The 26,202-nt window shown below is 63.3% G+C and carries 25 protein-coding genes and 1 tRNA gene; 8 read left to right on the plus strand and 18 right to left on the minus strand.

Annotated elements, in window-relative coordinates; all coding sequences use genetic code 11:
- Positions 1-63 precede the first annotated feature (63 nt).
- From ASD75_RS18430 to ASD75_RS18445, 4 genes are all read left to right on the plus strand, one after another.
- On the plus strand, positions 64-945 hold the full coding sequence (locus ASD75_RS18430; protein ID WP_056747302.1) for a DMT family transporter: 882 nt from the start codon (positions 64-66) through the stop codon (positions 943-945).
- Positions 942-1,790, plus strand: a complete 849-nt coding sequence (locus ASD75_RS18435; protein ID WP_056747303.1) for a DUF429 domain-containing protein — start codon at positions 942-944, stop codon at positions 1,788-1,790. The genes ASD75_RS18430 and ASD75_RS18435 overlap by 4 nt, the downstream gene beginning before the upstream one ends.
- An 84-nt stretch (positions 1,791-1,874) precedes the next feature.
- A complete protein-coding gene (locus tag ASD75_RS18440; protein ID WP_056747304.1) occupies positions 1,875-2,093 on the plus strand; it encodes a hypothetical protein in 219 nt (72 codons plus the stop codon).
- A gap of 390 nt (positions 2,094-2,483) precedes the next feature.
- A complete protein-coding gene (locus ASD75_RS18445) occupies positions 2,484-3,155 on the plus strand; it encodes a histidine phosphatase family protein (protein WP_056747305.1) in 672 nt (223 codons plus the stop codon).
- Positions 3,156-3,177: 22 nt separating this feature from the next.
- On the opposite strand, the gene ASD75_RS23795 is transcribed toward ASD75_RS18445, so the two are convergent.
- From ASD75_RS23795 to ASD75_RS18485, 9 genes are all read right to left on the minus strand, one after another.
- Positions 3,178-3,810, minus strand: coding sequence for a hypothetical protein (locus ASD75_RS23795; protein WP_156401051.1), 633 nt, complete (start codon positions 3,808-3,810; stop codon positions 3,178-3,180).
- A 23-nt stretch (positions 3,811-3,833) separates the two neighbouring features.
- Positions 3,834-5,180 (minus strand): tetratricopeptide repeat protein, encoded by a 1,347-nt coding sequence (locus tag ASD75_RS18450; protein WP_056747306.1) that lies wholly within the window; start codon positions 5,178-5,180, stop codon positions 3,834-3,836.
- Between the two features lie 23 nt (positions 5,181-5,203).
- Positions 5,204-5,812 (minus strand): hypothetical protein, encoded by a 609-nt coding sequence (locus ASD75_RS18455; RefSeq protein WP_015012762.1) that lies wholly within the window; start codon positions 5,810-5,812, stop codon positions 5,204-5,206.
- A gap of 105 nt (positions 5,813-5,917) precedes the next feature.
- Positions 5,918-7,321, minus strand: a complete 1,404-nt coding sequence (locus ASD75_RS18460; protein WP_056747307.1) for an amidase — start codon at positions 7,319-7,321, stop codon at positions 5,918-5,920.
- Positions 7,322-7,451: 130 nt separating this feature from the next.
- On the minus strand, positions 7,452-8,942 hold the full coding sequence (locus tag ASD75_RS18465) for an ABC transporter substrate-binding protein (RefSeq protein WP_056747308.1): 1,491 nt from the start codon (positions 8,940-8,942) through the stop codon (positions 7,452-7,454).
- Positions 8,943-9,047: 105 nt separating this feature from the next.
- A complete protein-coding gene (locus ASD75_RS18470; protein ID WP_056747309.1) occupies positions 9,048-9,941 on the minus strand; it encodes an ATP-binding cassette domain-containing protein in 894 nt (297 codons plus the stop codon).
- Positions 9,938-10,975, minus strand: coding sequence for an ABC transporter ATP-binding protein (locus ASD75_RS18475; RefSeq protein ID WP_056747310.1), 1,038 nt, complete (start codon positions 10,973-10,975; stop codon positions 9,938-9,940). Before ASD75_RS18475 ends, ASD75_RS18470 begins: the two co-directional genes overlap by 4 nt.
- 177 nt (positions 10,976-11,152) lie before the next feature.
- Complete coding sequence (locus ASD75_RS18480) at positions 11,153-12,031, minus strand: ABC transporter permease (RefSeq protein WP_056747311.1); 879 nt, start codon at positions 12,029-12,031, stop codon at positions 11,153-11,155.
- A 5-nt stretch (positions 12,032-12,036) separates the two neighbouring features.
- Positions 12,037-12,999 carry an ABC transporter permease gene (locus tag ASD75_RS18485; protein ID WP_056060468.1) on the minus strand — a complete coding sequence of 321 codons (963 nt, stop codon included), beginning with the start codon at positions 12,997-12,999 and terminating at the stop codon, positions 12,037-12,039.
- 208 nt (positions 13,000-13,207) lie between these two features.
- On the opposite strand from ASD75_RS18485, the gene ASD75_RS18490 reads away from it, so the two are divergent.
- Positions 13,208-13,465, plus strand: a complete 258-nt coding sequence (locus tag ASD75_RS18490) for a YfhL family 4Fe-4S dicluster ferredoxin (RefSeq protein ID WP_056747312.1) — start codon at positions 13,208-13,210, stop codon at positions 13,463-13,465.
- Between the two features lie 101 nt (positions 13,466-13,566).
- Here the strand turns inward: ASD75_RS18490 and pth are convergent, their stop codons facing one another.
- The 7 genes from pth to ASD75_RS18525 all read right to left on the minus strand — a co-directional run bounded on the left by pth (position 13,567) and on the right by ASD75_RS18525 (position 19,534).
- Positions 13,567-14,175 (minus strand): aminoacyl-tRNA hydrolase, encoded by a 609-nt coding sequence (gene pth / locus ASD75_RS18495; RefSeq protein WP_056747313.1) that lies wholly within the window; start codon positions 14,173-14,175, stop codon positions 13,567-13,569.
- 201 nt (positions 14,176-14,376) lie between these two features.
- Positions 14,377-15,012 carry a 50S ribosomal protein L25/general stress protein Ctc gene (locus ASD75_RS18500; RefSeq protein ID WP_056060476.1) on the minus strand — a complete coding sequence of 212 codons (636 nt, stop codon included), beginning with the start codon at positions 15,010-15,012 and terminating at the stop codon, positions 14,377-14,379.
- A gap of 160 nt (positions 15,013-15,172) precedes the next feature.
- On the minus strand, positions 15,173-16,147 hold the full coding sequence (locus ASD75_RS18505) for a ribose-phosphate pyrophosphokinase (RefSeq protein ID WP_056060480.1): 975 nt from the start codon (positions 16,145-16,147) through the stop codon (positions 15,173-15,175).
- 46 nt (positions 16,148-16,193) lie between these two features.
- Positions 16,194-16,270 (minus strand) — tRNA-Gln (locus ASD75_RS18510).
- 30 nt (positions 16,271-16,300) lie between these two features.
- Complete coding sequence (ispE, locus tag ASD75_RS18515) at positions 16,301-17,158, minus strand: 4-(cytidine 5'-diphospho)-2-C-methyl-D-erythritol kinase (protein ID WP_056747314.1); 858 nt, start codon at positions 17,156-17,158, stop codon at positions 16,301-16,303.
- 70 nt (positions 17,159-17,228) lie between these two features.
- Positions 17,229-17,630, minus strand: a complete 402-nt coding sequence (locus tag ASD75_RS18520) for a lipoprotein insertase outer membrane protein LolB (RefSeq protein ID WP_099732208.1) — start codon at positions 17,628-17,630, stop codon at positions 17,229-17,231.
- A gap of 125 nt (positions 17,631-17,755) precedes the next feature.
- Entirely contained in the window at positions 17,756-19,534 is a 1,779-nt protein-coding gene (locus ASD75_RS18525; RefSeq protein ID WP_056747315.1) for a tetratricopeptide repeat protein, read from the minus strand.
- 29 nt (positions 19,535-19,563) lie between these two features.
- Between ASD75_RS18525 and mutM the strand changes: the two genes are divergently transcribed.
- The 3 genes from mutM (at position 19,564) to mutY (ending at position 23,510) form a co-directional block, all read left to right on the plus strand.
- Positions 19,564-20,379, plus strand: coding sequence for a bifunctional DNA-formamidopyrimidine glycosylase/DNA-(apurinic or apyrimidinic site) lyase (gene mutM / locus ASD75_RS18530; protein WP_056747316.1), 816 nt, complete (start codon positions 19,564-19,566; stop codon positions 20,377-20,379).
- 102 nt (positions 20,380-20,481) lie between these two features.
- Entirely contained in the window at positions 20,482-22,443 is a 1,962-nt protein-coding gene (locus ASD75_RS18535; RefSeq protein WP_056747317.1) for a dynamin family protein, read from the plus strand.
- Entirely contained in the window at positions 22,440-23,510 is a 1,071-nt protein-coding gene (mutY, locus tag ASD75_RS18540; RefSeq protein ID WP_056747318.1) for an A/G-specific adenine glycosylase, read from the plus strand. Before ASD75_RS18535 ends, mutY begins: the two co-directional genes overlap by 4 nt.
- 117 nt (positions 23,511-23,627) lie before the next feature.
- On the opposite strand, the gene rapZ is transcribed toward mutY, so the two are convergent.
- A complete protein-coding gene (gene rapZ, locus ASD75_RS18545; protein WP_056060499.1) occupies positions 23,628-24,491 on the minus strand; it encodes an RNase adapter RapZ in 864 nt (287 codons plus the stop codon).
- Positions 24,491-26,200: a DNA repair protein RecN gene (recN, locus tag ASD75_RS18550; protein WP_056747711.1), complete on the minus strand. Its 1,710-nt coding sequence runs from the start codon at positions 26,198-26,200 to the stop codon at positions 24,491-24,493. The genes rapZ and recN overlap by 1 nt, the downstream gene beginning before the upstream one ends.
- Positions 26,201-26,202: the final 2 nt, after the last annotated feature.

The following is a 26,202-nucleotide window of genomic DNA, read 5'->3' on the forward strand; positions in this document are numbered from 1 at the left end:
ATTGCAGCCGCAGCCCACAGGGGCTGCGGCTTTTTGCATTCCAGCCCTCTCTCTTTCTGACCCGTGACCTTTACCGCCTTCGCCCTCATCATCCTCGCCGGCCTCATCCACGCGTGCTGGAACATCGCGGCCAAAAAGGCCGGGGGGGACTCGCGGTTTGCGTTCTTCACCTCGGTGATCATGATGGTCGTCTGGGCGCCGCTGGGCTGGTACCTGGGGCGCGACGCGGTGCCGCAGTGGGGCGCGGTGGAGTGGGGTTTTGTTGCCGCTAGCGGGCTGCTGCATGTGGCGTATTTCGTCATCTTGCTGCGCGGCTACCGCGTGGCGGACCTCACGGTGGTTTACCCGCTGGCGCGCGGCTCGGGGCCGCTGTTGTCGTCGCTGGTGGCCATCACGCTGCTGGGCGAGCAGATCTCGGCGCTGGGTGCCTTGGGCATCGTGGGCGTGGTGGGTGGTGTGTTTCTGATCGCGGGTGGCCCGGGCCTGCTGCGCGCCGCGCACGACCCCGCTGCGCGGGCTCGCGTGCACAAGGGCATTTTGTATGGCTTGCTCACGGGGGCCTTCATTGCCAGCTACACGGTGGTCGACGGCTATGCGGTCAAGTTTCTGCTGATGTCGCCCATCCTGGTGGACTACATGGGCAACTTTGTGCGTGTGGGCCTGCTGGCGCCCGTGGTGCTGCGCGACCTGCCCACTGCCCGCACCCTGTGGCTGGCGCAGTGGCGTTTTGCCCTGGCCGTGGCGGTGGTGAGCCCGGTGGCCTATGTGCTGGTGCTGTATGCCATGCAGCAGGCGCCCCTGTCGCACGTGGCCCCGGCGCGCGAGGTGTCCATGCTGTTTGCCGCCCTCATCGGTGGGCACCTGCTGGGCGAGGGTGACCGCGTGGCGCGCATTTTTGGCGCGCTGTGTATTGCGGCAGGCGTCACGGCGCTGGCCTTGGGATGACGGCCGCCGCACCACAATCCCTGCTGCTGGGCTGCGACTTCTCCAGCAGCCCCACGCGGCGCAAACCCATCGTGCTCGCGCTGGGCCGGCGCCATGGCACGCGCGTGCAGCTCAACGCCCTGCAGCCGTTCGACACCCTGGCCGCGTGCGGCCAATGGCTGTCTCAGCCCGGCGACTGGGTGGGCGGGTTCGACCTGCCCTTTGGCCTGCCACGCGAGCTGGTGCAGGCGCTGGGCTGGCCCACCGACTGGCTGGCGTGTATGAAGCACTACCGCAGCCTCAGCCGCGACCAGATCCGCGCGCAGTTTGCGGCGTTCTGCGATGCGCGCCCCGTGGGCGGCAAGTTTGCGCACCGTGCGACCGACGGGCCCGCAGGCTCCAGCCCCTCGATGAAATGGGTGAACCCGCCCGTGGCCTACATGCTGCACGCGGGCCTGCCGCGGCTGCTGGATGCGGGTGTGCACCTGCCCGGCCTGCACACTGGCGACCCGCGCCGCGTGGCGCTGGAGGCCTACCCCGGCCTGCTGGCGCGCGAGGTGCTGCAGCGGCGCAGCTACAAAAGCGACGACCGCGCCAAGCAGACCCCCGACCGCCTCATCGCCCGCAAAGACCTGGTCAACGCGCTGGAGCTGGGCCAGACCCGCCTCGGCCTGCGCCTCAAGCTCAGCCATGCCCAGCGCGACACCCTGGTGGATGACGCCAGCGGCGACAGCCTGGACGCCGTGCTGTGCCTGCTGCAGGCCGCCTGGGCCGAGCAGCGCCATGCCGAGGGCGACGCGCTTTACGGCCTGCCGCCGGGGCTCGATCCACTCGAAGGCTGGATCGTCACCGCGGACAAGCCCTGACCGACGATTCCGCCGCTTTTCCAGGCATCGGCCCGCCGCAGGCTGCTTAGCATGGGCGGGACACGTTGGATGCTTTGTTTGCCCATGCCTTTCGCCCCCCGCCATTGGTTCGCGCTGGTTTTGCTGGCCCCGCTGCTGCTGCAGGCCGCCCCCGCCCCCTGGTACTACTGGCGCAGCCTGGTCGATGGCCAGCGCGCGTGTGCACAAACCTCGCCCGGCCCGGGCTGGGAGCGCGACAGCGCACCCCACGAAGGCCCCGGCTGCCAGCCGCGCCGCAAGGTACTGGTCGTGCCCATGCGGTGACGGGCCGCACGGCGGGTGGTGTACAGTCGGCTGTTATAAAAAACATAGCTATCAGCGCTTATTGCATAAGCGCTTGCGGGCAAAAGAGCTTGCAATGCTGTGTGTACATTCGATAATGGCGGGAGCGTGCTATGTGCTTTTACGTGCCCACGTTGGGCCAGTAGGCCAGTGATCGCAAGGCGCGGACTGCTGCCAAGGCTGGTGGCCTTGGCGAAGTCTGCAACGCCGCGAGCGCTGGCCTACTGGCCCAACCCTGTGGGAAAGCCGGGGAAAGGCCCGGCAACGTTGTTACAAGCCGCTTGCAGTATGCATACTGCTGCGCGCCTTGCGCCTAGTTGCCGGGCCTTTCCCCGGCTTTCGTGGACACGTAAAAGCACATAGCACGCTCCTATGACTGAACTGATTCTGATCCGCCACGGAGAGACCGACTGGAACCGCGAACTGCGCTTCCAGGGCCACGTGGATGTGCCCCTCAACGCCACTGGCCACGAACAGGCCCGCCGCCTGGCCGAGCGCCTGGCTGCAGAGCGCCCCGTGGTGCACCACCTCATCTGCAGCGACCTCATCCGCACCCAGCAGACCGCCACGCCCAGCCTGCAGTTGCTGTTCCCCCAGGCCCGCATCGACACGCTGACCGACAGCGCCCTGCGCGAGCAAAACTTTGGCGTGGTGGACGGCAAGCGCGTGGACGACGTCAAGCAGGAACACGCCGATGCCTGGAACCAATGGCTGCGCTTTGAAGCCGACTACGGCATGCCCGGCGGCGAGACCACCCGCCAGTTCCACACCCGCGTGATGGACGCCGTCTATCGCATCGCCCAGCAGCACAGCGGCCAGACCGTGATGGTGGTCACCCACGGCGGCGTGCTCGACATGATCTGGCGCACGGCACGTGGCACGGGGCTGGACGGCCCGCGCCAGAGCGACATCCCCAATGCAGGGCTCAACCGCGTGCGGGTGAGCGGCGATGCCGTGGAAGTGCTGGACTGGGCCGACGTGCGGCACCTGGCGGATTTACCGGAGCAGCCGGTGTATGACCAGACGAAGTTGGTGGTGCGGTAATTGACTAACGCATAGTTCAATATCAGGACCGGGCGAGAAAGGCCCGAGTTATCTTTTCAGCGCTCTCTGCGTCGTTTGCCAGCCCCAGAAATGCAACTGCAGCGATAGCCCCGAATATTTCAGCGAACTTCAGGATTGCGTGAACTTCTTCTTCATCGTACGAAGGTTCGACTGCAAATTCGCTTTGCCAACGCTGGACGTGTAAACCTCCTGTGTGCGTATATGCGCACATGGATGACCAGTGCGCCTTCCTCAGCGCTTCCAGATTGGCATCAGCGAAGTCGTGGGCCCTCTCTACGGCAGAGACTAAGGCTGAAAAATCTGGTGGATTTCCACCGCCGATAAATGATTCGACCTGGGCGTCTGTGGCGCAGTGGGCCAGCCACTCGCCTCGTACGTAGGCTTCAAATTCGACACGGACGAGAGAGAATGCTGAACCATATAAGCAGCGCTCGACAAGAACGACGATGGAATGGTGGTGTTCTTGTGCAAGCGCGAAGCATGCTGCTGCAGCACGTGAGCGATTTGAGGCGGAGATGGTTTTCTCATGCACCTGTCGCCGAAGCAGTTCAACGAATTGGCCTGCTGTACTGATACGAGTATGGAAATCCATAGAGGCGAACGCAGACGTTTCGGTCTTGTGCTCAGAGGCCATGGTTGTGACAGTCGCTAGTGGACTCACGCCACTGGCAACCCCAGCACCCCATTCACCATTCCCACCTGCCGCGCCAACCTCACCGACTCCGGCTGCCCATTCACTAACGGCTGCACTACGTTCTGCACCGCCGCCCACTGACCGTTGCGCTGCAGCGCATCCACCCAGATCTGGTGGAACAAATCCCGCTGCGCGTGGCTTCCTCCAATCTCCACCAGCCGGGGCAGGGCCACGCCCAGTTTCTCCACCGCCGTCGCCCAGTCGCCCTGCGCATGCGCCAGCAGGCCGTGGGCGGCGGGCACGCACACCTGTTGCCACACGGTGCGCTCCTGCGCCTCGGTGCGGGTGGCGGCGTGGGCCTCGATGTTTTGTTGCAGCGTGCGTGCGGCCTCCATGCGCCCGGCGCGGGCCAGGCCGTAGAGGTATTGCAGGTCCAGGAAGGGCAGCACGTGGTCGGCCAGGCGCGGCGCTAGGTAGTCGGCCACGTCGGTCCAGCGGTCGCCGACATCCACGCCTGCCAACTCCAGCCGGGCGAGCAGTGACACGGCGTTGATCTGGTCCTGGGTGTATTCCTTGACCACGCCCCAGACCTGGCTGTCGTAGAGCGCCAGCACTTCGGCATGCCGGTCCTGCTCCAGCAAAAACAGCGCCTGGTGCCACCAGTTGTGCGTGACCATGAAGGAGTTCAGGCCCGTCCAGGTGTCGCCCACGCTGGCCATGAAGTCGGTACCTTCGCGGATGCGGCCCTGGGTCAGCATGACGTGGGCCAGCGCGTGGTGGGCCCAGGGTTCTTTGCGGCACAGGGCGATGGCATGGCGGGCGGCGCTTTCGGCCTCTTGCAGGCGGTGGCATTGCTCCCAGCCAAAGGCCAGCATGCCGTGCAGGTAGGGCACCTCGGCTGCTGTGGGCAGGGCCTGCAGCGCCAGGCGCAGCATGCCGGGCGAGTCGCCGCGGTTGAACAAATGGTATTGGCCGAGCTTGAGGGAGGCGAGGTCGCGCGGGTGCAGGCGGGCTTGCTCCTCGTGCAGCGCAATGGCGCGGGGCAGGTCGCCATCCACCCAGGCGGCGATGGCGGCCACAAAGCGTTGTTCACGCTCGGTAGCCTCTGCGGCGCGGGCCAGGGCATGGTCGATGAAGGGGCGGGCGTTGCGCGGAGCGTCGGCCGACTCGGCAAACATGTGCAGTGCGGCGCAGCTGGCCTGGACGATGGGGCTGGTGTCGGCCGCCGCGTTCAGCACTTTCACCGCGCGGGCCTCGCAGGCGATGAAGCCTTCTACAAAGTCATTCAGCGCTGTCGCGCTGGCCTCGTCGTGCAGCGTGATGGGGTTGCCCAGGCTGTCGGTCATGCGGGTGTGCGTGGAGGATGGCATGGGGCATTGTTGGGTCGCTGGGCTCAGCCGCCGTTGATCAAGGTCAGGTAGGCGTTGCGGGTTTCGGCAGACACCGAAGCCACGAGTTGTTCGTGCGGCGTCTGGTGCCGCGCCAGCATGCGGGCGCTGGCCACGGTTTTGGACTTGCAGTACCAGTGGCAGGTGTGCTGCATCAGAAACAGCTCGGCCGTCATCATGTAGGCGCGGTCCTTGGGCGACAGGTGGCTGGTGTTCTGCACCACATGGGCAATGCCGCGCGCGTGGATGGCGAGCGCTCGGCGCACGTCAAAGGTCATGGCGGGCAGCAGCTTGTCGGCAAACGGGATCGGCACGGAGAGCCGGCTGACGCGCGCGTGGGCTTCGTCCACCTTGGCAAAGTCGGCGGCAAAGCGGCTGAACTGCTCGCTCAGCTGCGACTCGGTGGTGCTCAGCAGGCTCCAGATCTGGCTGCGGCGCTCGTCGGTGCTTTCACCCAGGGCGCGCAGGTAGCCGTCGGTCAGCGCCTCCATCAGCTTTTCGATCTGGTAGTTGGCCAGGTGTTTGCCCAGCAGCGCAATGCGCTTGCGCTGCTCTTTGGCATTGAGCATGAAGGTGCCGGTGGCGATGAGGATCGCCAGGATGATGATGTCCATGCGGTGGTGGGATGGTGGTTTGTGAGGTGGGGGCTCCAGCGGTGGTGCCAGCGTCAGAGCATATTCCCCCAAGGTTACCAACAACAACGCACGACAGATGCAGGGTTATGCCGCAGGCGGCTGGGGCCATGCCCGCTGGGGTTCGCGGATCAGCTCGAACGCGTGCGCCACCTGCAGCACGCCCAGGTCGTCAAAACGTGCGCCCGCAATCTGCAGGCCGATGGGCAAACCAGCGCGGGTGTAGCCACAATTGACCGAGGCCGCAGGTTGCTCGGACATGTTGAACGGCACGGTAAAGCCGATGTGTTCCAGCGGGCGCAGCGGGTCGTCGGTGGGCGAGGGCAGCTCGGCCTGGAAGGCGACGTTGGGCGCCACGGGCGAGATCACATAGTCGAACGCGCTGCAGGCCTTGACGGTGGCCACGCGCGTCAGGTGGAACTGGTGGCTGGCGGTGAAGACCTCGGTGCCGCTCATGCCGGCGGCACTGTCGGCCCAGGTGCGGATGTAGGGCAGCACCTTGTCGCGCCGCGCCGCAGGCAGGGCCTGCAGGTCGATGTGGGAACGCATGCGCCAGAAGTGGTCCATGCCGTCGAGCATGGCCTGGGTCATGAAAGGTGCCATGGGCACGATGGTGGCGCCGGCGGCCTCCATGAGTTGGGCTGCGCGCTCCACGGCGGCCTTCACCTCGGGCTCCACTGGCAGGCCGCAGCCTGCATCCAGCAGCAGGCCGATGCGCAGGCCGCGCAGGCGCTCGGCGCCCTTGTTGAACTGGCTCCAGGCGATGTCCTGGTAGGGCAGGCTCATGCTGTCGCGTGCGTCGGGCTGGCTCAGCACCTGCATCATCAGCGCGGCGTCGGCCACGGTGCGGGTCATGGGGCCGGCGGCGCGGCCAGTGTAGGGCGGGTCGATCGGGATGCGGCCCAGGCTGGGCTTGAGGCTGAAGATGCCGCACCAGCTGGCGGGCAGGCGCAGCGAGCCACCAATGTCGGTGCCGATGTGCAGCGGGCCGTAGCCCGCAGCGGCCGCCGCGCCACCGCCGGCGCTTGAGCCGCCCGGGCCCTTGCTCACGTCCCAGGGGTTGCGCGAAAGCGGGTGAAAGGTGGACAGGCCGGATGACAACATGCCGTAGTCGGGCATGGTGGTCTTGGCGACGATGACGGCACCTGCCTCGCGCATGCGGGCGGCGGGGGGGGCGTCAGCTGCGGCGGGCACCAGCTCAACGGCGGCCGTGCCCAGCGGGGTGGGGTCGCCTTCGGTGGCAATGTTTTCCTTGATGGTGCTGGGCACGCCGTCGAGCAGTCCCTTGGGCTCGCCGCGCAGCCAGCGGGCCTCGGAGGCACGGGCCTGGGCCAGGGCGGCCTCGGGGCGCAGCAGGTAGGTGGCTTTGATGTGGGGCTCCCACCGTTCAATGTGGGCCAGCACGGACTGCGTGACCTCGACCGGTGACAGCTTGCGCTGGCGGTAGGCGGCAATCAGGTCGTGGGCGGGCAGGTCGTGCAGTTCGGTCATGGCGGGGTGGGTGGTCGCCGTAGCGATGTTTATCAATAAAAAAGGCTGCAAGCGCTAGTGGATAAAGCGCTGGCAGCTATTGTTTTAGGAGTCTTGGCTCCTGCACGCGCCGCGTTGCGGCGCGTGGCTGTCAGGACCAGGACAGCGCGGAGATGTCGTTCACGAACACGGGCATGTCTTTCCACAGGCCCTTGAGGTTCTTGTTGGCCACCGTGATCCACTGGTTGGAGTACAGGAAGGCGTGCACCGCATCGTTGGCCAGCAGGCGCTGCGCATCGCCCAGCAGCTTGGCGCGGTCGGCAGGGCGGGCGGCGTTCTTGATCTGGCTGAACAGGTCGTTGAACTTGGGCGAGTTGTAGGCCCAATAGTAGTCGGGCTTGGCAAAGTTGCCCAGGTCAAAGGGCTCCACGTGGCTGATGATGGTCAGGTCGTAGTTCTTGCTGCCGTAGGTGCCGCTGAGCCACTGCGCCCATTCCACGTTCTGGATCTTGGCGATGATGCCGACCTTGGCCAGCTGGGCAGCCACCACCTCACCGCCCTGGCGGGCGTAAGGCGTGGGAGGCAGCGTCATGGTCAGCTCCAGCGGCGTCTTGATGCCGGCCTCGGCCAGCAGCTTCTTGGCCTTTTCAGGGTCGTAGGGGTTCACGCCCGTGGTGTCCACATAGCCAAACGCGCCGGGCACGTAGTGGCTGCCGATGGGTGCGCCGTAGCCGTCGCCCGCGCCTTCGATCACGGCCTTGCGGTCAATGGCTGCGGCAATGGCGCGGCGCACGCGCACGTCATCCAGCGGCTTCTTGCCGTTGTTGATGGCCACGATGGTTTTGGCGCGCGAGCCGCTGACCACCACCTGGAACTTGGGGTTGGCCTTGAACTGCGCCACGCTGCGCGGCGTGACGCGAGGGAATGCGTCCACGTCGCCCGCCAGCAGGGCAGCCACCTGGGCTGCGGGGTCGGAGATGAAGCGGAAGGTCGCGCGCTTGATCTTGATGGCCTTGGCGTCGCGGTATCCGTCCCAGGCAGTGAGCACGACTGAAGAGCCCTTGTTCCAGGCCTGCAGCTGGTAGGGGCCGGTGCCCACGGGCTTGTTGGCGTTGGTGTCGGCGCTCTTGGGCTCCACGATGATGGAGGTGGCCTGGCCCAGCACGAACAGCAGGTCGGGGTCGATCTCCTTGTTGAGCAGCACCACGGTGTAGTCGTCGACCACCTGGGTGGTGATGCCGGCAAAAGTGCGCTTGTCCTTGTTGGTGCTCTTCTCGCCGCCCGCGCGGTCGTACGAGAACTTGACGGCCGCAGCAGTGAAGGGCTCGCCATTCTGGAACTTCACGCCACGGCGCAGCTTGAAGGTGTAGGTCTTGAGGTCGGGCGAGACCTCCCAGCTTTCGGCCAGCAGGGGCGACACGCTGCCGTCGGGGTTGATCTTGGTGAGCGTCTCGAAGATGTTGTACTGAACGATTTCGGCGATGGCAGATGCTGCACCGGCGGTGGGGTCCAGGCCTGGGGGCTCCAGCGTCATCGCCAGCGTCACCGCATCTTTGCGGCCTTGCGCCAGGGCGCCAAGCGAGGTGGTCAAGGGCACAGCGGCGATGGCGCCAGTGGCAAGGACGGTACGGCGGTTCAGCATGTTCGGACTCTCCAGACAAAAAACCAGACAACAACCATAGAGACCCCGGTGCAATTTGTTACCGGGGAGGAAAGAAGCTTTTTACACCATCACACCTGCATGTGGTTATGCGGTTTTTGCCGTTGCCGCAGTCGCTGCAGCGGCGGCAGCCGCACGGCGTGCCCGTGCCCGGCCGGGCAGCACCTGCGGCACGGCTCCCACCAGCGACTGTGTGTAAGGGTGCTGCGCGTTGCGGAACAGCTCGCCCGGCGAGCCACGCTCCACGATGCGCCCCTGGTACAGCACCACCACCTCGTCGCACAGGTGGTTGACGACCGCGAGGTCATGGCTGATGAGCATGTAGGTGATGCCGAACTGCTGCTGCAGGTCTTGCATCAGGTTCAGCACCTGGGCCTGTACCGACACGTCGAGCGCGCTCACGGGCTCGTCGGCCACGATGAGGCGGGGCCGGGTGATGAGGGCACGCGCAATGGCGATGCGCTGGCGCTGGCCGCCAGAGAATTCGTGCGGGTACTTGCCCAGGTCGTTGGTGCGCAGGCCCACTTGCGACAGCACCTGGGCGGCCTGCTCGCGCTGCTCGGCGCGCGTGGTCTGGCCCTGTGCCTGCAGCGGTTCGGTCACGATGCGCTCCACTGTCTGGCGCGGGTCCAGCGATCCGTACGGGTCCTGGAACACCATCTGAAAATCGCGGCGCGCCTGGCGCAGCTGCTCGGCGGGCAACTGGTGCAGGTTGCGGCCCAGCAGCTCCACCGTGCCGGAGGTGGGTGCATCGAGCGCCATCACCAGCCGTGCCAGGGTGGACTTGCCCGAGCCCGATTCGCCGACGATGCCGAGGCTGCGGCCAGAGGCAATCGAGAAGTTCACGCCGTTGAGCGCATGCACCTTGCCCGGCGGGCGAAACAGGTGCTCGCGGGGCAGTGTGTATTCGCGCACCAGGTCGGTCACCTGGAGCAGCGGCGCGGTGGCTGGCGCGACGGTGGTGGGGGGGGCCTGGGTCATGCAGCCACCTCGATGATGTTCACCACGTCCGCACTCTGCGCCTCGGCAATGGCTTCGCGCCGCAGGCAGCGCACCAGGTGGTCGCCGTCGGCATCGGTGGCGACCAGCGTGGCCTCGGGCTGCTTGTGGTGGCAGTCATCCACCGTGTAGCTGCAGCGCCCTGCAAACGGGCAGCCAGCGGGCAGGTCCACCAGCTCGGGCACCGTGCCCGGAATCGTGGACAGGCGCGGGCGCTCGCCGGGGGCATGCACGGCACCCAGGTGGGGCCGTGCGGCGAACAGACCGCGTGTGTAAGGGTGGGCCATGGCCGAGAAGACCGAGGCAGTGGAGCCGCTTTCGACCACGCTGCCGCCGTACATCACCATCATGCGGTCCACGTTCTGCGAGATCACCCCCAGGTCGTGCGAGATGAGGATCAGCGCCATGTTGCGCTCGGCCACCAGGTCGCTGATGAGGTCCAGGATCTGCTGCTGGATGGTCACGTCGAGCGCCGTGGTGGGCTCGTCGGCAATCAGCAGGTCGGGCCCGCAGGCCAGCGCCATCGCAATGGTGATGCGCTGGCGCTGCCCGCCCGAGAACTGGTGCGGGTAGGCGTCAAAGCGCTGTGCGGCGTTGGGGATGCCCACGCGGTCCAGCAAGGCAATCGCTTCGGTGCGTGCGGCTGCTGCATTCATGCCCCGGTGCAGGCGCAGCGGCTCCGCCACCTGGCGGCCAATGGTGTGCACGGGGTTCAGGGCCGTCATGGGCTCCTGGAACACCATGCCAATGCGGTTGCCGCGCATCTTGCACATCTGTGCATCGGTGCGGCCCACCAGCTCTTGCCCATCAAAGCGGATACTGCCGGTGACCTGTGCACTCTCGGGCAGCAGGCCCATGAGCGACATGGCGGTGATCGACTTGCCGCAGCCTGATTCACCGATCAGGCCCAGGGTTTCACCGCGCGCCAGCGAAAAGCTCACGCCGCGCACGGCATCGGCGGGGCCCCGGTGCGTCTGCAGGCGGATGCGGAGGTTGGAGACTTCAAGCAAAGGCATGGCAGAGGATCGTCATCGTTCGCAGTAATTTCATCTCAGCTAAACGGGTCTGTGAAACTGGCGCGACCCAAGCCAGCGCCCCCGTGCAAGGGCCGTCCCGCCGCACTGGGGGTGTCCCCCTCCCGCATTGCGCAGCAATGCGAGAGAGGGGGAAGGCGCGAAGCGACTCAGGGGGTGTCATCTTTTTCTGGAGAGGCGGGGGTCGAGCAAATCGCGCAGCCCGTCGCCCAGCAGGTTCAGCCCCAGCACGGCCAGCGCAATCGCCATGCCGGGCCACACCGCCAGCAGCGGGGCCTGGAACATCAGTGTCTGTGCCTCGCTCAGCATGCGGCCCCAAGAGGGCTGGGGCGGCTGGGTGCCCAGGCCCAGGTACGACAGGGCGGCCTCGGCCAGGATGGCGATGGCGAACTGGATGGTGGCCTGCACGATGAGCACCGACAGGATGTTGGGCAGCACGTGTTCCAGCGTGATGCGCCAGCTGCCTTTGCCGCAGGCACGTGAGGCCAGGATGTATTCGCGCGACCACACGGCGTTGGCCGATGCGCGCGTGACGCGTGCAAACGTCGGGATGTTGAAGATGCCGATGGCGATGATGGAATTCACAATGCCTGCACCAAACACCGCCGTCATCATGATGGCCGAGAGGATGGCGGGGAAGGCGAACGTGAAGTCTGCCAGCCGCATGATCAGTTCTTCCACCCAGCCGCGCTTGGCGGCGGCCAGCAGGCCCAGCGCCGTGCCGATGGTGAGGCCGATGCCCACCGCGATCACGCCCACCAGGATGGAGTTGCGGGCGCCCACCAGCAGCAGCGAGGCCACGTCGCGGCCAAAGGCATCGGTGCCCAGCCAGTGGGTGCCGGAGGGACTCGCCAGCTTGTTGGCCAGGTCCATCTCGTAGGGCGACCAGGGCGTCCAGACAAAGGAGAGCAGCGCAGCAAGGATCAGCAGCGCCGACAACACCGCACCGATGACAAAACTGCGGTGGCGCAGCGCGCGGTGCAGCCAGCCGGGGGCGGAGGGTGTGGAAGAGGAGAGGGTGGACACGGCGGCGCTCATGGGGATCAGATGTCGGAAGCCTTCACGCGGGGGTCGATCACGGCGTAGAGGATGTCCACGACGAAGTTCACGATCACCACCATGGCGGCGAGCAGCATCACGCAATTGCGCACCACGATCAGGTCGCGGTTGGAGATGGACTGGAAGATCAGGCGCCCGAGGCCGGGCAGATAGAACACGTTCTCGACCACGATGGTGCCCGCCAGCAGGTTGGCAAACTGCAGCCCCATCACGGTGACCACCGGGATCATGGCGTTGCGCAGCACATGGCCCCACAGCGCTGCGCGCTGCGTGAGACCTTTGGCGCGGGCCGTGCGTACAAAGTCTTCACGCAGCACCTCCAGCACGGCCGAGCGGGTGATGCGCGCGAGGATGGCAGCCTGCACCACAGCCAGCGCAATGGCGGGCAGCAGCAGGGCTTTGAGGGCTTCTAGCGGGCTGCCGCCAGCGTCTTCCGTCCAGCCCGGAAAGCCGCCGGCCGAGAACCACTGCAGCTTCACCGAGAACAGCAGGATCAGCAGGATGGCGAACCAGAAGTTGGGGATGGCAATGCCGATCTGCGCCAGGCCCATCACGCCCACGTCACCCAGCTTGTTGTGGCGCGCCGCGGCGTACACACCGGCGGCCAATGCCAGCACCGTGGTGATTACCATGGCCATCAGGGCCAACGGCACGGTAAGTGCCAGGCGCTCCAGCACCAGGTCGAGCACGGGCGAGCTGTAGGCGTAGCTGTCGCCCATGTTGCCCACCACCAGGCCGCTCACCCATTGCCAGTAGCGCAGGCTGGCGGGCTGGTCCAGACCCAGCTTGGTGGCCAGAGCTGCCACCGCATCGGGAGAGGCATCGGGACCCATCAGAATCTGCGCGGCATTGCCCGGCAGGATTTCCAGCACCAGGAACACGACGATGGAGGCGCCAATCAACGTGGCCAGGAGGGTGACAAACCGCTTGAGAAAAAACAGGCCCATGGGTGGGGTGCGTTGGCAGGTGGGTCAGACGCAGGGGCGTCAAAATTAATGTGTATACACAGCATAACGGTAAAAACGTCCCCGTCAGCGGTGGTGGGTTGCAGTGTGGCACGCAAGGCACATGCCACCGGCGCGGGATAATACGGAGCATGAACTGCGCCGCTCGCTCCGTTGCCCCTGTTTTTGGCCCTGTGCACTGGGAGGCTGTATGGCGCTGATGATCACGGACGAGTGCATCAACTGCGATGTGTGCGAGCCCGAATGCCCCAACCAGGCGATCTACCTGGGGCAGGAGATCTACGAAATCGACCCGAACAAGTGCACAGAATGTGTAGGGCATTTCGACGAGCCCCAGTGTGTGCAGGTCTGCCCTGTGGCCTGCATTCCCGTGAACCCGCAGCACGTGGAAAGCCGCGAAACCCTGTGGCAGAAGTTCCAGCGGCTGCAGGCGGCCACACCGACGTAATTTGAACCAAATCGACCGCTTGCGCTAGTAGGTCATGCCTTGGGCGCTATTGAATAAATAGCAATATCCACAGCGCAACGGCTGGATGGACTGGTGGCCCCTCAGTCCTCCACGGGCCGAGGGGGCTTGGGGCGGGGCGGTTTGGTGGTGTGGATGAGCAGCGTGGCCTTTTCCATGTCCCCCGCCAACAGAGCGGGGTAGGCCTTGAGCGAGTGGGCGATGCTGTCCTCGATCAGCGTGCGCTGGTCTGGCGACGGCTTCTTGAGCACCCAGTTGGCGACTTCGCTTTTGACGCCCGGATGGCCGATGCCGATGCGCAGGCGCCAGTAGTCCGGCGAGCCCAGCTGTCCGTGGATGTCACGCAGGCCGTTGTGTCCGGCATGGCTGCCGCCGCGCTTGAGCTTGACCTGGCCCGGTGCAATGTCCAGTTCGTCGTGCACCACCAGGATTTCCTCGGGCAGGATCTTGAAAAAGCGCGCCAGCGAAGCCACCGACTTGCCCGAGAGGTTCATGAAGGTCTGCGGCTCCAGCAGCCACACGTTCTGGCCGTGCACCGTGGTGCGTGCCACCAGGCCGTGGTAACTGCGCTCTGGCACCAGCGTGGTCTTGAGTTCGCGCGCCAGGGCATCAATCCACCAGAAGCCGGCGTTGTGCCGCGTGTCCTCGTAGTCTGGCCCGGGGTTTCCCAGGCCTACAAACAGCTTGATCATGTGCGGGATTATCGGTGGCTGGGGTGTGGAAAGGCCGTCGGCATTGCTGCCGCTGCCTGAGGATGCAGTCGGCGAGAGAGAGGTGCGGCGTGCAAAGTGCGCCACACCAATGAAAACGGCCCACGCAAGGTGGGCCGATTCGTGGTCAACACCGCAAAGCGGGTTGACCGGGTGAAGTGATCGAGGTCGTTGACCGGCGAATTACTTCTTGCCCTTGCCCTTGCCCTTGGCATCGGCAGCAGGAGCGGCTTCAGCAGGGGTCTCGACGACCACGACTGGAGGCACCACGGACACCAGCACGGGGTTGTTGTTCTGGCCACCACGGACCTTGGCCACCACGCCCTTGGGCAGCTTGATGTCCTTCAGGTGCAGGGAAGCACCCTTTTCCAGCTTGGACAGGTCCACAGCGATGAATTCGGGCAGGTCCGAAGGCATGCAGGTCACGTCCAGTTCGTTCACGATCGGGTTGACCATGCACTTGTCCACCTTGACGGCGTTGGACTCTTCTGCACCGCTGTAGTGCAGTGGCACCTTCAGGTGCAGCTTGGTCTTGTCGTCCACGCGCTGGAAGTCGATGTGCAGCACCAGTTGCTTGTAGGGGTGGTATTGCACGTCACGCAGCACAACCTTGGACGTGGCGCCAGCCACTTCCATGTCCAGCACGCTGGAGTGGAACGCTTCCTTCTTGAGGGCGTGCCACAGTGCGTTGTGGTCCACCTCGATCAGTTGTGGCTCGGTAGCACCACCGTACACGATGCCAGGCGTCTTGCCCGAATTACGCAGACGGCGGCTCGCACCCGTACCCTGCTTGGCGCGCTCAAAAGCGACGAAGTTCATAGTTAGCTCCTGAAAAGGGTGGACCGCGACCAGTCGTACCCCGATTAAAAAAGACCTGTGACGCCTTCATGGCGGCAGGCCTGCGCATTGCTCTCGAACAGACAAGCCTCCCGAAGGAGGCCTGCGTGCAATCCGACTGCAACGCTCCCGGGGGAGCGTGTCAGAACAGGTTGTCCTGGTCCGAGAACAGACTCATGACCGACTCACCCTTGGCAATGCGCTGGATCGTTTCGGCGATCAGCGGGGCCACGGAGAGTTGGCGAATCTTGGAACATCCCTTGGCGTTGTCGCTCAGCGGGATGGTGTTGGTCACCACGACTTCATCGAGGGCTGTGCCCTTGGCGATGCGTTCGATGGCAGGACCCGAGAAAATGGGGTGCGTGCAGTAGGCGTACACCTTCTTGGCACCGCGCTCCTTGAGCACTTCGGCAGCCTTCACCAGCGTGCCGGCGGTGTCGATCATGTCGTCCATGATCACGCAGTTGCGGCCTTCGATCTCGCCGATCACGTGCATCACTTCCGACACATTGGCCTTAGGACGGCGCTTGTCGATGATGGCCAGATCGCAGTTCAGTTGCTTGGCCAGGGCACGTGCGCGCACCACGCCGCCCACGTCGGGGGAGACGACGATCAGATCTTCGTAGTTCTTCTGGCGCAGGTCGCCCAGCAGCACCGGCGACGCATAGATGTTGTCCACGGGAATATCGAAGAAGCCCTGGATCTGGTCAGCGTGCAGGTCCATGGTCAGCACGCGGGCCACGCCCACGGCTTGCAGCATGTTGGCCACCACCTTGGCCGTGATGGGCACACGGGTAGAGCGGGGGCGGCGGTCCTGGCGGGCGTAACCGAAATAAGGAATCACGGCGCTGATCCGCTCAGCCGACGCGCGCTTGAGCGCATCGACCATGATCAGCAGTTCCATGAGGTTTTCGTTGGTGGGTGCGCAGGTGGACTGCACCACGAAAACATCACGTGCGCGCACGTTTTGTTTGATTTCGACGGTGACTTCACCGTCAGAGAAGCGACCCACGTCAGCCGCACCGAGGGTGGTGCCGAGGTGTTGGGCAATTTCAGCTGCCATGCCAGGATTGGCATTGCCGGTGAAAACCATGAAGTCGGGGTGGTTGGCTTGCATGAGCGTCCCAGCAGTCTGAAATAAAAGCCCGTACGCGGAAAGCGTTTGGCAGGGGAAGAAGGATTCGAACCTTCGCATGCCGGAATCAAAATCCGGTGCCTTAACCAGCTTGGCGACTCCCCTACACAGGTCAATTGCCGAGGGCAACCAACCTTAAATTTCTCCTGATGCCCAACCTGCCAGAGGATGAATCATCAGATTTTCACATGCCTTCACTTGCCAGCCCTCGGGGGCTCCGTTCAAGTCAACTGCGTGTGATAGTTGCGCAAACACCGCACTGCCTGAGCCTGTCATTCTGCCTTTGAGGCCGCGATCTTTGAGCCATTCAATGGCTTGAAAAACATCGGGGCAAAGAGCCTGAGCAACTGGCTGCAAGTCGTTTCGACCGAAGTCAAAGTGTGCTGCAGCAAAGCCTAAGATTGTAGCACTATCTGAATCGCGTTTCAAACTTGGTGACGAAAAAATTTCTTTTGTCTCCAAACCTGCTGCGGGCTTCACGATCACAAAGCTCGCTTGCGGTAGCTGGTGCACTTTCTCAAGCGGCGTGATTGTCTCACCAATTCCCTCCACCCAAGCGTTGTGGCCGCATAAAAAAAACGGAACGTCAGCGCCCAGCTGCAAACCGATCTTTGCCAATGCGTGTCTTGGCAGGTTCAGCCCCCACAGCCGGTTCAAAGCCAGCAGCGTGGTGGCGGCATCTGAAGAGCCGCCTCCCATGCCTGCCTGTGCCGGCACGCGTTTCAGAACGCCAATGTGAGCGCCCTCGCTGCAGCCCGTTGCAGCCTGCAGTGCACGTGCAGCGCGGACCGAGAGGTCCACTTCGGGCAGCGCTGTGGACAGGTCTTCCCGCGAAATCAATCCATCCGTGCGGCGTTGGAAGTGCAGGGTGTCGCACCAGTCCACAAGCATGAACACGGACTGCAGCAGGTGATAGCCGTCAGCACGCCGTCCGGTGATGTGCAAAAAAAGATTGAGCTTGGCCGGGGCTGGCACGTCATACAAGGCTTGCATGGGGCGAAAGAGTGGGGAGCGAGGTTTTGCTGTGCGAACGGCTCTGCTGGCCGCAGCAGTTTGCAGGCCGTCAGGGAGTCAGCGCAATGCGCAGCGTGGCGGTAGGCTGCGGGTCGCTGCGGCGTGCCGTCAGCCGCCCGTCTGCAATGCCGGTAAGGTCTGCTTGCCACCCCGTCGCACTGGCCTGGGTGCCCTTGAGCCAGCTGAACAAGGCGGTCACGGGAATGCGAGTGCCGGTCACGTCCTGGAGCAGCGTGTCCAGGGAATCAGAGGTACGGGTGTCCTGACCGCTAAGCAGCTGCGCGTGACCATCTTTCCAGTCGAGTTGCGCAATGCGATTGCCAAAGGGGCTGAGCAAAACGAGTCCACCCGCCTGGGCGGTGCCGCGCAGCTCGAACATGGCAGAAAAAGACTGCGAGGCCTGCCCGTCGATCTGCAAGGCAATGCGCCCACTCCAGCTGTCTTCATCCATGGGGGCTGTGGCCATTGGCTGCGCACAACCTGCGAGCCACAGCGCCCACAACACCAGCCACCATGCCCACCGGTGAGGAAGAGTCCGTAGCCGACTGTTTGAAGTAGCGCTGAAAAGGCCTTGCATCAGAGGGAGGCCCCGAGGCGTTGCAGGGTCTCTTTGAGGGTGTCATTGTCAGGACTGGCACGCTGACCTTCTTTCCAGACGCGTGTTGCACCGTCCCTGTCGCCCATGCTCCAGAGCACCTCACCCAGATGTGCAGCAATCTCCACATCAGGCCGTGCCTTGAAGGCTACTTCGAGGTGTTTGCGGGCGTCTGCCTTGTTGCCCAGGCGAAACTCCACCCAGCCAAGGCTGTCCATGATGAAGGGATCGTTGGGGGCGAATTCCAATGCCTTCAGGATGAGCTGTTTGGCCTCGGCCAGCCGCACTCCGCGGTCTGCGAGCGAATAGCCAAGGGCGTTGTAGGCGTGGTGGTACTCTGGCTGGCGTGCGATCACCTGACGCAACAGCTTCTCCATCGTGTCTGGCTGGCCCGCCTTTTCTGCCAGCATGGCCTGGTCATAGACCAGTTCGGCGTCGTCCGGGGCCAGGGCCACCAGTTCGACTTGTACCTTGTAGGCTTCCTGGTACAGGCGCTGGTCGCGTAACAGCTGCACTTCGGCCATCAGCTTCATGCGTTGGCTGTCTGCTGAATTGCCTGGCAGGTTGCGCAACAAGGCCCGCGCCTGGGCGAGCTTGCCCTGGCGTGCCAGCAATGATGCGCGGCGCGTCTGCGCACCAAAGACTTCTTCTGCGTTGTCGATCCGTGCGAGCCACGCTTCTGCGCCCGCAAAGTCTTTCTTTTTCTCGGCAATCTGCGCGTGCAGCAGGTACGCTTGCGTGAGGCTCTTTTGCCGCAGGTCGGTGTCACCAGCTGCAGATGCCAGTTCCATGAACCGTTGCAGCGATGCCTCTGCGGCAGGCAGGCGGTTGTCCTGGTACTGCAAGGTGGCGGCCACCAACCATGCCTCTGCCAGGTCAGGCTTTTCCTTGGTGACCGTCTCCAGCTGGCGACTGGCCTCTGGATAGCGCTGAAGGCCCAGCAATACCCTGGCATACGCCATGCGCAGGTCCGGGATGGGTTGTCTGGACAGCGTTTGCGTCACGATGGGCTCTGCGTCCAGCAGGCCTTCGTCCATCAGCTCCAGCGCCAGCCGGGCCGCGCTTTCGCTGGCATTGTCCAGGCCCTGGGCCCTGCGTGCTGCGTCGAGCGCACCGGCCTTGTCGCCCGCTGCAAGCCTCAATCGACCCAGCGACACCCAGGCCTCGGGTCCGGTGGCAGGGTTGGTGAGTTCATTGACCAGGGCCTGTTCCACCACCTTGGCGGCCAGCGCTTTGTCACTTGCGCGTCCATACAGTTGTGGCAAAGATGCCAGCGTTGACGCCTTGGTCCTAGGAGAGGCTTGTGCAAGTTCCTGGCGCAGCAAGTCCGGTGTTTCGGCGATGCGGTTCAATGCGATCAGGATCTGCAGCACATATTGATTGGCCTCGCGCGACTGGGGCAGGGCTTCCTTCCAGGCTCGGGCTGCAGCCAGGGCGTATTCGCCTGATCGTGATTGCAAGGCAATGTCTGCAGCCCTTTGGTAGAGCTGCCCGTCAGCGCTTCGGCGCGCAGCCTCCAGCATGAACGCGTAGCCTGCGCCTGGGTCCCCGGTTCGTGCACTGATCTCGCCCAGAAAGATTTCGTAGAACAGCTCTGCGTCCAACGCGGGGTTGGACTCTACCGGAGGGGGCTCGCTCGGGGGGCGGTTTTCGCCGGCGGGCTTTTGGGCCCAAGCTGAGTGGGCGGACGCCGCAATCACGGTGACCAAGGCGACGGTACGAAAGCTGTGGGATAACACCATCGGGCCATAATAATCCATGCCTGTTAAGCCGTTGCCCGGTTGTTTGTATGCCTGAGTTGCCTGAAGTGGAAGTGACGCGGCGCAGTTTTGCTACCGCGATCGCTGGAGCCCGGATCGAGGCTGTGATGATGGGCAAGCCCCTGCGGTGGCCTCTGGGTTGTGACCCCCAGTTGCTGGGAGGCCAACAAGTGGTCGGATTGCGCCGGCGGGGCAAGTATCTGTTGCTCGATATGAACCAAGGCGTTCTGCTTCTGCATTTGGGGATGTCGGGTAGCCTGCGTTTTGCTTCAGACATGCCAGAAGCGGGGGTGCATGACCACTTTGACCTTGTCACCGACCGGGGCACGCTGCGCCTGCATGACCCGCGACGATTTGGCGCGGTGGTCTATGCGCCATCAGAGAACTCGCCGGTAGCCGCCAAATTGCTGGGCGGCTTAGGTATGGAGCCCTTGTCTGAGGAGTTTCTACTTCCGACTTTTCAGGCAGGACTCAAGAAAAGCCGGATGCCTATCAAACAGTTGCTTCTGGCGGGGCGCGTGGTCGTGGGGGTCGGGAATATCTACGCCTCTGAGGTGCTTTTTTTGTCTGGCATCCGTCCTACTACCGTTGCATCACGCATTGGTCCGGCACGAGTACATAAGCTGCATCAGGCCATTCGCTCGGTGCTGGCCCGCGCTGTGGAGATGGGCGGTAGCACGCTGCGCGATTTTTCGAATGCCGAAGGAATGGCTGGCCACTTTCAGACGGCCGCGAACGTGTATGGCCGCGATGGTCAGCCTTGCCATGTATGCGGTACAGCCATCGAGCTGATTCGCCAGGGACAGAGAAGCACTTACTTCTGCCGCCAGTGCCAGCGCCCATAGATGCTGCCGTCCGATGGACGGTTTGTGACAGCTGGCGGACGGTCGATGCTATATTTTGTATATACCTGCCTCGCGGGCCATCCATAGATCTCTGGGAGCAAAGTGGGACCTTCATTCAACGAACAGTTTGACCAGCATGGCGTCTGGCGACGGGAGTTCGCCCAGCAGCTCAAGCGGCTGGCCGATTGGATGGCCACGCACGACCTGATGGATGCAGCAGTGCAAGAGCGCCTGCAGCGGCTGGAAGAGCAGGTACGCAGCGACAAGGTCATGGTGGCGTTTGTGGCGGAGTTTTCGCGTGGAAAATCCGAACTGATCAACGCGATCTTTTTTGCTGACTATGGTCGCCGCATCATGCCTGCCAGTGCGGGCCGCACGACCATGTGCCCCACCGAACTGGGGTACGACGCGAATGTTGCACCCAGCTTGCGGCTATTGCCCATTGAGACTCGACTTCAGATGCAGAGCCTGGCGGAGTGGCGGGTCAAAACCGACCGTTGGCAGGAGATCCCGCTGGATGTTGGCAACGCTGACCAGATTGCCAAAGCACTGGAAAAAGTGGCCGAGGTTCGCAAGGTCAGTCTGGACAATGCGCGTGCGCTGGGTTTCTGGCATGACGATCTGACAGATGAAAACCCTGTGCCGGACGCGCAGGGCTTGGTAGAGGTGCCCATGTGGCGCCACGCCATCATCAATATTCCCCATCCGCTCTTGAAGCAGGGTTTGGTGATTCTGGATACGCCTGGCCTGAACGCAGTGGGTGCAGAGCCCGAGCTGACGGTCAACCTCATCCCCCAGGCGCATGCAGTTGTGTTCATCCTGAGTGCGGACACCGGCGTGACGCGCTCTGACCTGTCGATCTGGCGCGAGCACCTGGCCATCTCGCCCGAGAGCATGGAAGCGCGTTTGGTGGTGCTGAACAAGATCGACACCCTCTGGGATACGCTCAACACCGCCGAGCAGGTCCAGGCGCAGATGGAGCGCCAGTGCGCGACTTCCGCCGAGATGCTCGGCGTGTCTCTGGACCGTGTGGTGCCTGTGTCTGCGCAAAAAGGCTTGGTGGCCAAGATCACTGCGGACGACGTTTTGCTGGAAACCAGTGGACTGCCAGCGTTGGAAGAGGCCCTTGCCAAAGGCATCATGGGCAGACGTCAGTCCATACTGCGCGCTGCGGTAGCGGCAGGGGTGGCGAGCCTGCGTACGGAAACGTCGCGGGTCATCAATATCCGACGCCGCGACCTCGATGACCAAATGGCCGAGTTGCGCAGTCTCCGGGGCAAGAACGCATCGGTGATCGAATCCATGCGCCATCGCATTGAGCAGGAGCAGCGTGAGTTTGATCTCAGCACTGCCAAGATCCAGGCGGTGCGTGCGGTTCACCTCAAGTTGCTGCGTGACGTTTTTCAGCAGTTGGGCGCCAAGGCGCTCAAAGCAGAGCTGGCCGAGCTGGCCCAGACATTGCAGCAAAAGGGGCTCAAGCTGGGCGTGAAGAAAATATACGTCCAGACCTTTGACAAACTGCGCGGCACCTTGGACAAGGCGCAAGCCTCTGGTACCGAGATTCAGGCCATGCTCAGCGGGACCTTCAGGCAGCTCAATGCAGAGTTCGGGTTTTCTTTGCAGGTGCCCACGCCGCCGCAGCTTGAACACTTTGCGCAAGACCTGTACCAGATCGAGCAGAGTCATTTGCAGTACCTGGGTATGGGCAATGCTCTCAAGTTGGCGCAACCCGAGTTTGCGGAGCGCCTGGTGCGCGCGCTGGCCATGCGTTTGCGCACGGTGTACGAGTCAGCGGCCAATGATCTGGAACTGTGGAGCAAATCAGCCACTGCGCAATTGGACGCACAGCTGCGAGAACGGCGTCGCAGCTTTGCTCGCCGCATGGAGGCCGTAGACCGCATACAACAGGCTGCCAGCGGCTTGGTGGAGCGCATCTCGGAGATCGAGGCTGGCGAGGAGGAACTCGGCCAGTTGGAGAACAAGTTGCATGAGCTGACTTCCAAGTTGGTGGCTCTGCCAGGGGCTGCACCGGCATTGACTGACGCGCATCCGGTTTCCGCATGAGTGCTGAATCCCGGGAGGGTGTGGCCGCGCGGGTAGTCGCTTGGCAAGCTGTACATGGGCGCAACCATCTGCCCTGGCAACAGACCCGCGATCCATACCGGGTTTGGTTGTCGGAGATCATGTTGCAGCAGACTCAGGTCACTACTGTGCTGGACTACTACGCCCGCTTTCTGGGCCGATTTCCTGATGTGAGCGCCCTGGCGGCAGCCCCTCAAGATGAGGTCCTGGGCTTGTGGAGTGGTTTGGGCTACTACAGTCGTGCACGCAATCTCCATCGCTGCGCTCAGCAGATCATGACCGACCATGGTGGCGCCTTCCCGCGAACGGCGTCGCTGTTGGCGTCTTTGCCGGGCATTGGGCGTTCAACCGCAGGCGCCATTGCCGCGTTTTGTTTTTCAGAGCGCGTGCCCATTCTGGATGCCAACGTGCGGAGGGTGCTCACGCGCCTGCTGGGCTTTGGCCAAGATATGGCTTCTGCCAAAAACGAACGCCTTCTATGGGAGCATGCCGATGCGCTGTTGCCAGTGCGCGATCTTGATGTGGCGATGCCCCGTTACACCCAGGGCCTGATGGACTTGGGGGCGTCCCTGTGCACACCCCGCTCTCCAAAATGCTCCGATTGCCCTTTGATGGGCGATTGCGCAGCTTTCAAGGAGGGGGGGCCTGAACGCTATCCCGTCAGAACCCGCAAACTGTCACGCCGGGCTGAATCCTGGCAATTGGTGATCCTGCGCGATGGCGAGGGGCGCATCTGGCTGCAACGCCGCCCACCCACTGGGATCTGGGCGGGAATGCACTGCGTGCCCGTGTTCGCTGACCTGGAGTCGCGGGATATTTTTGTGAGTGCTTTGGGTAGCGATGGGCAGTATGCGCAGCAAGAGTTGCAGCCATTTGTGCATGTCCTCACGCACCGGGACTTGCATCTTCACCCCTTGGTGATACAGACCGACGGAATGGTGCCTACCGTGGAGGGCGGAGAGTGGCTGGGGCCAGATCAGTGGTCCTTGGTGGGGTTGCCGGCGCCCATCCGTAAGTTGCTGGACACTACGCAATCTTCGCTATGGTGAATTCAAACGGGAGCGCTCTCTCAGTCGCGGGGGGGCTCGTCTCGTTTCGTTGGCGCCAAGCTCTACAACTTGTTCCCAAGGGGTTTGGCTCCAAGAGCTCGCTTGTGAAGGCAATGGTCAGCGCCCATCCAGTTCACGATGCCGCTTCAATGCAGTCCATCGGTCGCTGAACGCTTGCGCCAGTTTCTCCACCAGATAGACAGAGCGGTGTTGTCCGCCGGTGCAGCCGATGGCTACAGTGACGTAGCTTCGGTGATTGCGATCCAGCATGTCCAGCCAGTGCGCTAGAAATTTTTCAATGTGGGCCCGCATCAGGTCTACCTCGGGTTGCAGGTCCAGAAAGTCAGCCACCGGCTGGTCCAGTCCTGTGAGGTCCCGGAGCGCGATCTCATAGTGTGGGTTGGGCAGCATGCGGACGTCGAAGACGTAGTCGGCATCCATGGGAATACCGCGTTTGAAAGCAAATGACTGGAAAACCAAGGTCAATTGCCCTTGCGCCGTGGACATCAGGCCTTTGACATAACTTTGCAACTGGGAGGCGCGGATGGTGCTGGTGTCGATCACGTGTGACTGTTCGCGCAGTTCAGCCAGCAACTCACGCTCCAGCTCAATGATTTGAACTAAGGCCCTGCGTCCTTGCTGGAGGTCGTCGTGCGACAGGGGATGGCGGCGGCGCGTCTCGGAGAAACGCCGCACCAGAGTATCAATCGTGGCATCCAGAAAAAGGGATTTGACGGCCACGCCCTGACTGCGCAAACGGCTCAACTCTTGAGGCACTTGATGCAAGGACGTTGCGCTGCGGACATCCACTGCAATGGCTACGCGGTTGCCATGGTGTTTGTGTTCGAGCGCTACGAAGGCTGGCAGTAGCTCCGGCGGCAGGTTGTCTACGCAGTAGTAGCCAGCATCTTCCAGTGCGTGCAAGGCGACGGATTTTCCAGATCCCGACATGCCCGTGATGACAACAATTTCAAGGGCCATCAGCGTTTCCTAGCGGCGTTAGATGAGGGAGCGGGTGGGGTAGGCGCCGCGACCAACTCAGGTGCCGCAGTACCCAGCATTTCGCGCGCGTGCGCCAGCGTGGTCTCGGTAGCGCGCTCCCCACCCAGCATGCGGGCGATTTCTGCCACACGCTCGTCTTGCTGCACAACCAGCACGGTGCTGGTTGTGCCTTGAGCGCTTTTGTTTTTTGCCACCTTGAGGTGGTGATGCGCACATGCTGCTACTTGGGGCAGGTGAGTTACTGCCAGCACTTGGCGGTCGCGTCCCAGCTGCTGCATCAAACGTCCCACGGTTTCGGCGACTGCGCCACCCACGCCGGAGTCCACCTCGTCAAAAATGAGTGTGGGGGCTGAGCCCAATTCACTGGTTGTGACTGCGATCGCCAGCGAAATGCGGGACAACTCCCCGCCGGAGGCGACTTTGCCGACCGCCTTGGGGGTCATGCCGGGGTGTCCCGCAACCAAAAACACGACATCATCGATCCCGTCGGGAGAGGGGTCCGACGCCTTCGTCACTGACACCTCGAATTTGCCGCCCTCCATCCCAAGACCTTGCATGGCCTGAGAGATGGACACGGAGAGCTTTGGTGCTGCTTTGGCGCGAGCCAGAGACAGTGCGCGCGCCGCCGCATGGTACGCCTTGGCGCTGGCGGATTCGTTGGCCTGCAGCTTTTCCAGATCGGTGGCGGCATCAAGCTGGCGCATGGATGCTTTCCAGTCCTTGAGCAGAGCGGGTAGTTCTGCAGGAGGGCGTTTGTACCTGCGAGCCAGTCCCATCCACAAGGACATGCGTTCGTCCAGTTCTGCCAAACGTTGGGGGTCAATGTCCGCATGGCGTAAATAGGTGTGCAGAGAATGCACCACGTCTGTCGTCTGCGCCAGACTCGACGCCAGGATATCGGCCAGATTGGCGAACTCTGGCTCAATGTGTTCTTGCGCCTGAAGCAGCGAATGTGCGTGGGTCAGTGCGGAAACGGCTCCCGCGTCGTCTTCTTGCAAAGCTTGAAGCGCTCCATGGGCCCCATCCAGCAACGCCTGCGCGTGCGATAGGCGCTTGTGTTGCGCGTCAAGATCCTCCCACTCCAGGTCGCCTGGCGCGAGCTTGTCCACTTCGCTGATTTGCCACTGCAGGCGCTCGCGCTCTTGCTGAAGCGTTGCCTGTGCTGCGCGTGCCTGCTGCAATGCCTTGAGGTCAGCGCGCCATTGCGTCCAACGCGATGCTGTATCGCGGGTATTCACACCGGCAAAAGCGTCCAGCAAGCCGCGCACCGACTCTGGGCGGGTCAGGCTTTGCCATGCGTGCTGACCGTGGATGTCGAGAAGCATCTCGCTCAAGGCACGTAACTGTGAAGCTGTCGCTGGTGTCCCATTGATCCAACCGCGGCTCTTGCCCTGTGTGTCGACGGTACGGCGCAGTAGCAGCCAGTCATCGGTTTCAAACCCGGCTTCTTCCAGCCATGGGCGGGCATGGGCAGGGCATTCGAATTCCGCGCAAATGTCGGTCTTGCTGCATCCTTCCCGTACTACCCCGGCATCCGCGCGTGCTCCCAGTGCCAGTTGCAATGCGTCAATCAAGATGGACTTGCCCGCCCCGGTTTCACCAGTCAACACGGTAAAGCCGCTGCGCAAGTCAAGTTCCAGCGTTTGAACGATCACAAAATCCCGCAGTGTTATCCGCCGCAGTGCCATGG

The sequence above is a fragment of the Acidovorax sp. Root568 genome, assembly GCF_001427445.1.
GTDB lineage: Bacteria > Pseudomonadota > Gammaproteobacteria > Burkholderiales > Burkholderiaceae_C > Acidovorax > Acidovorax delafieldii.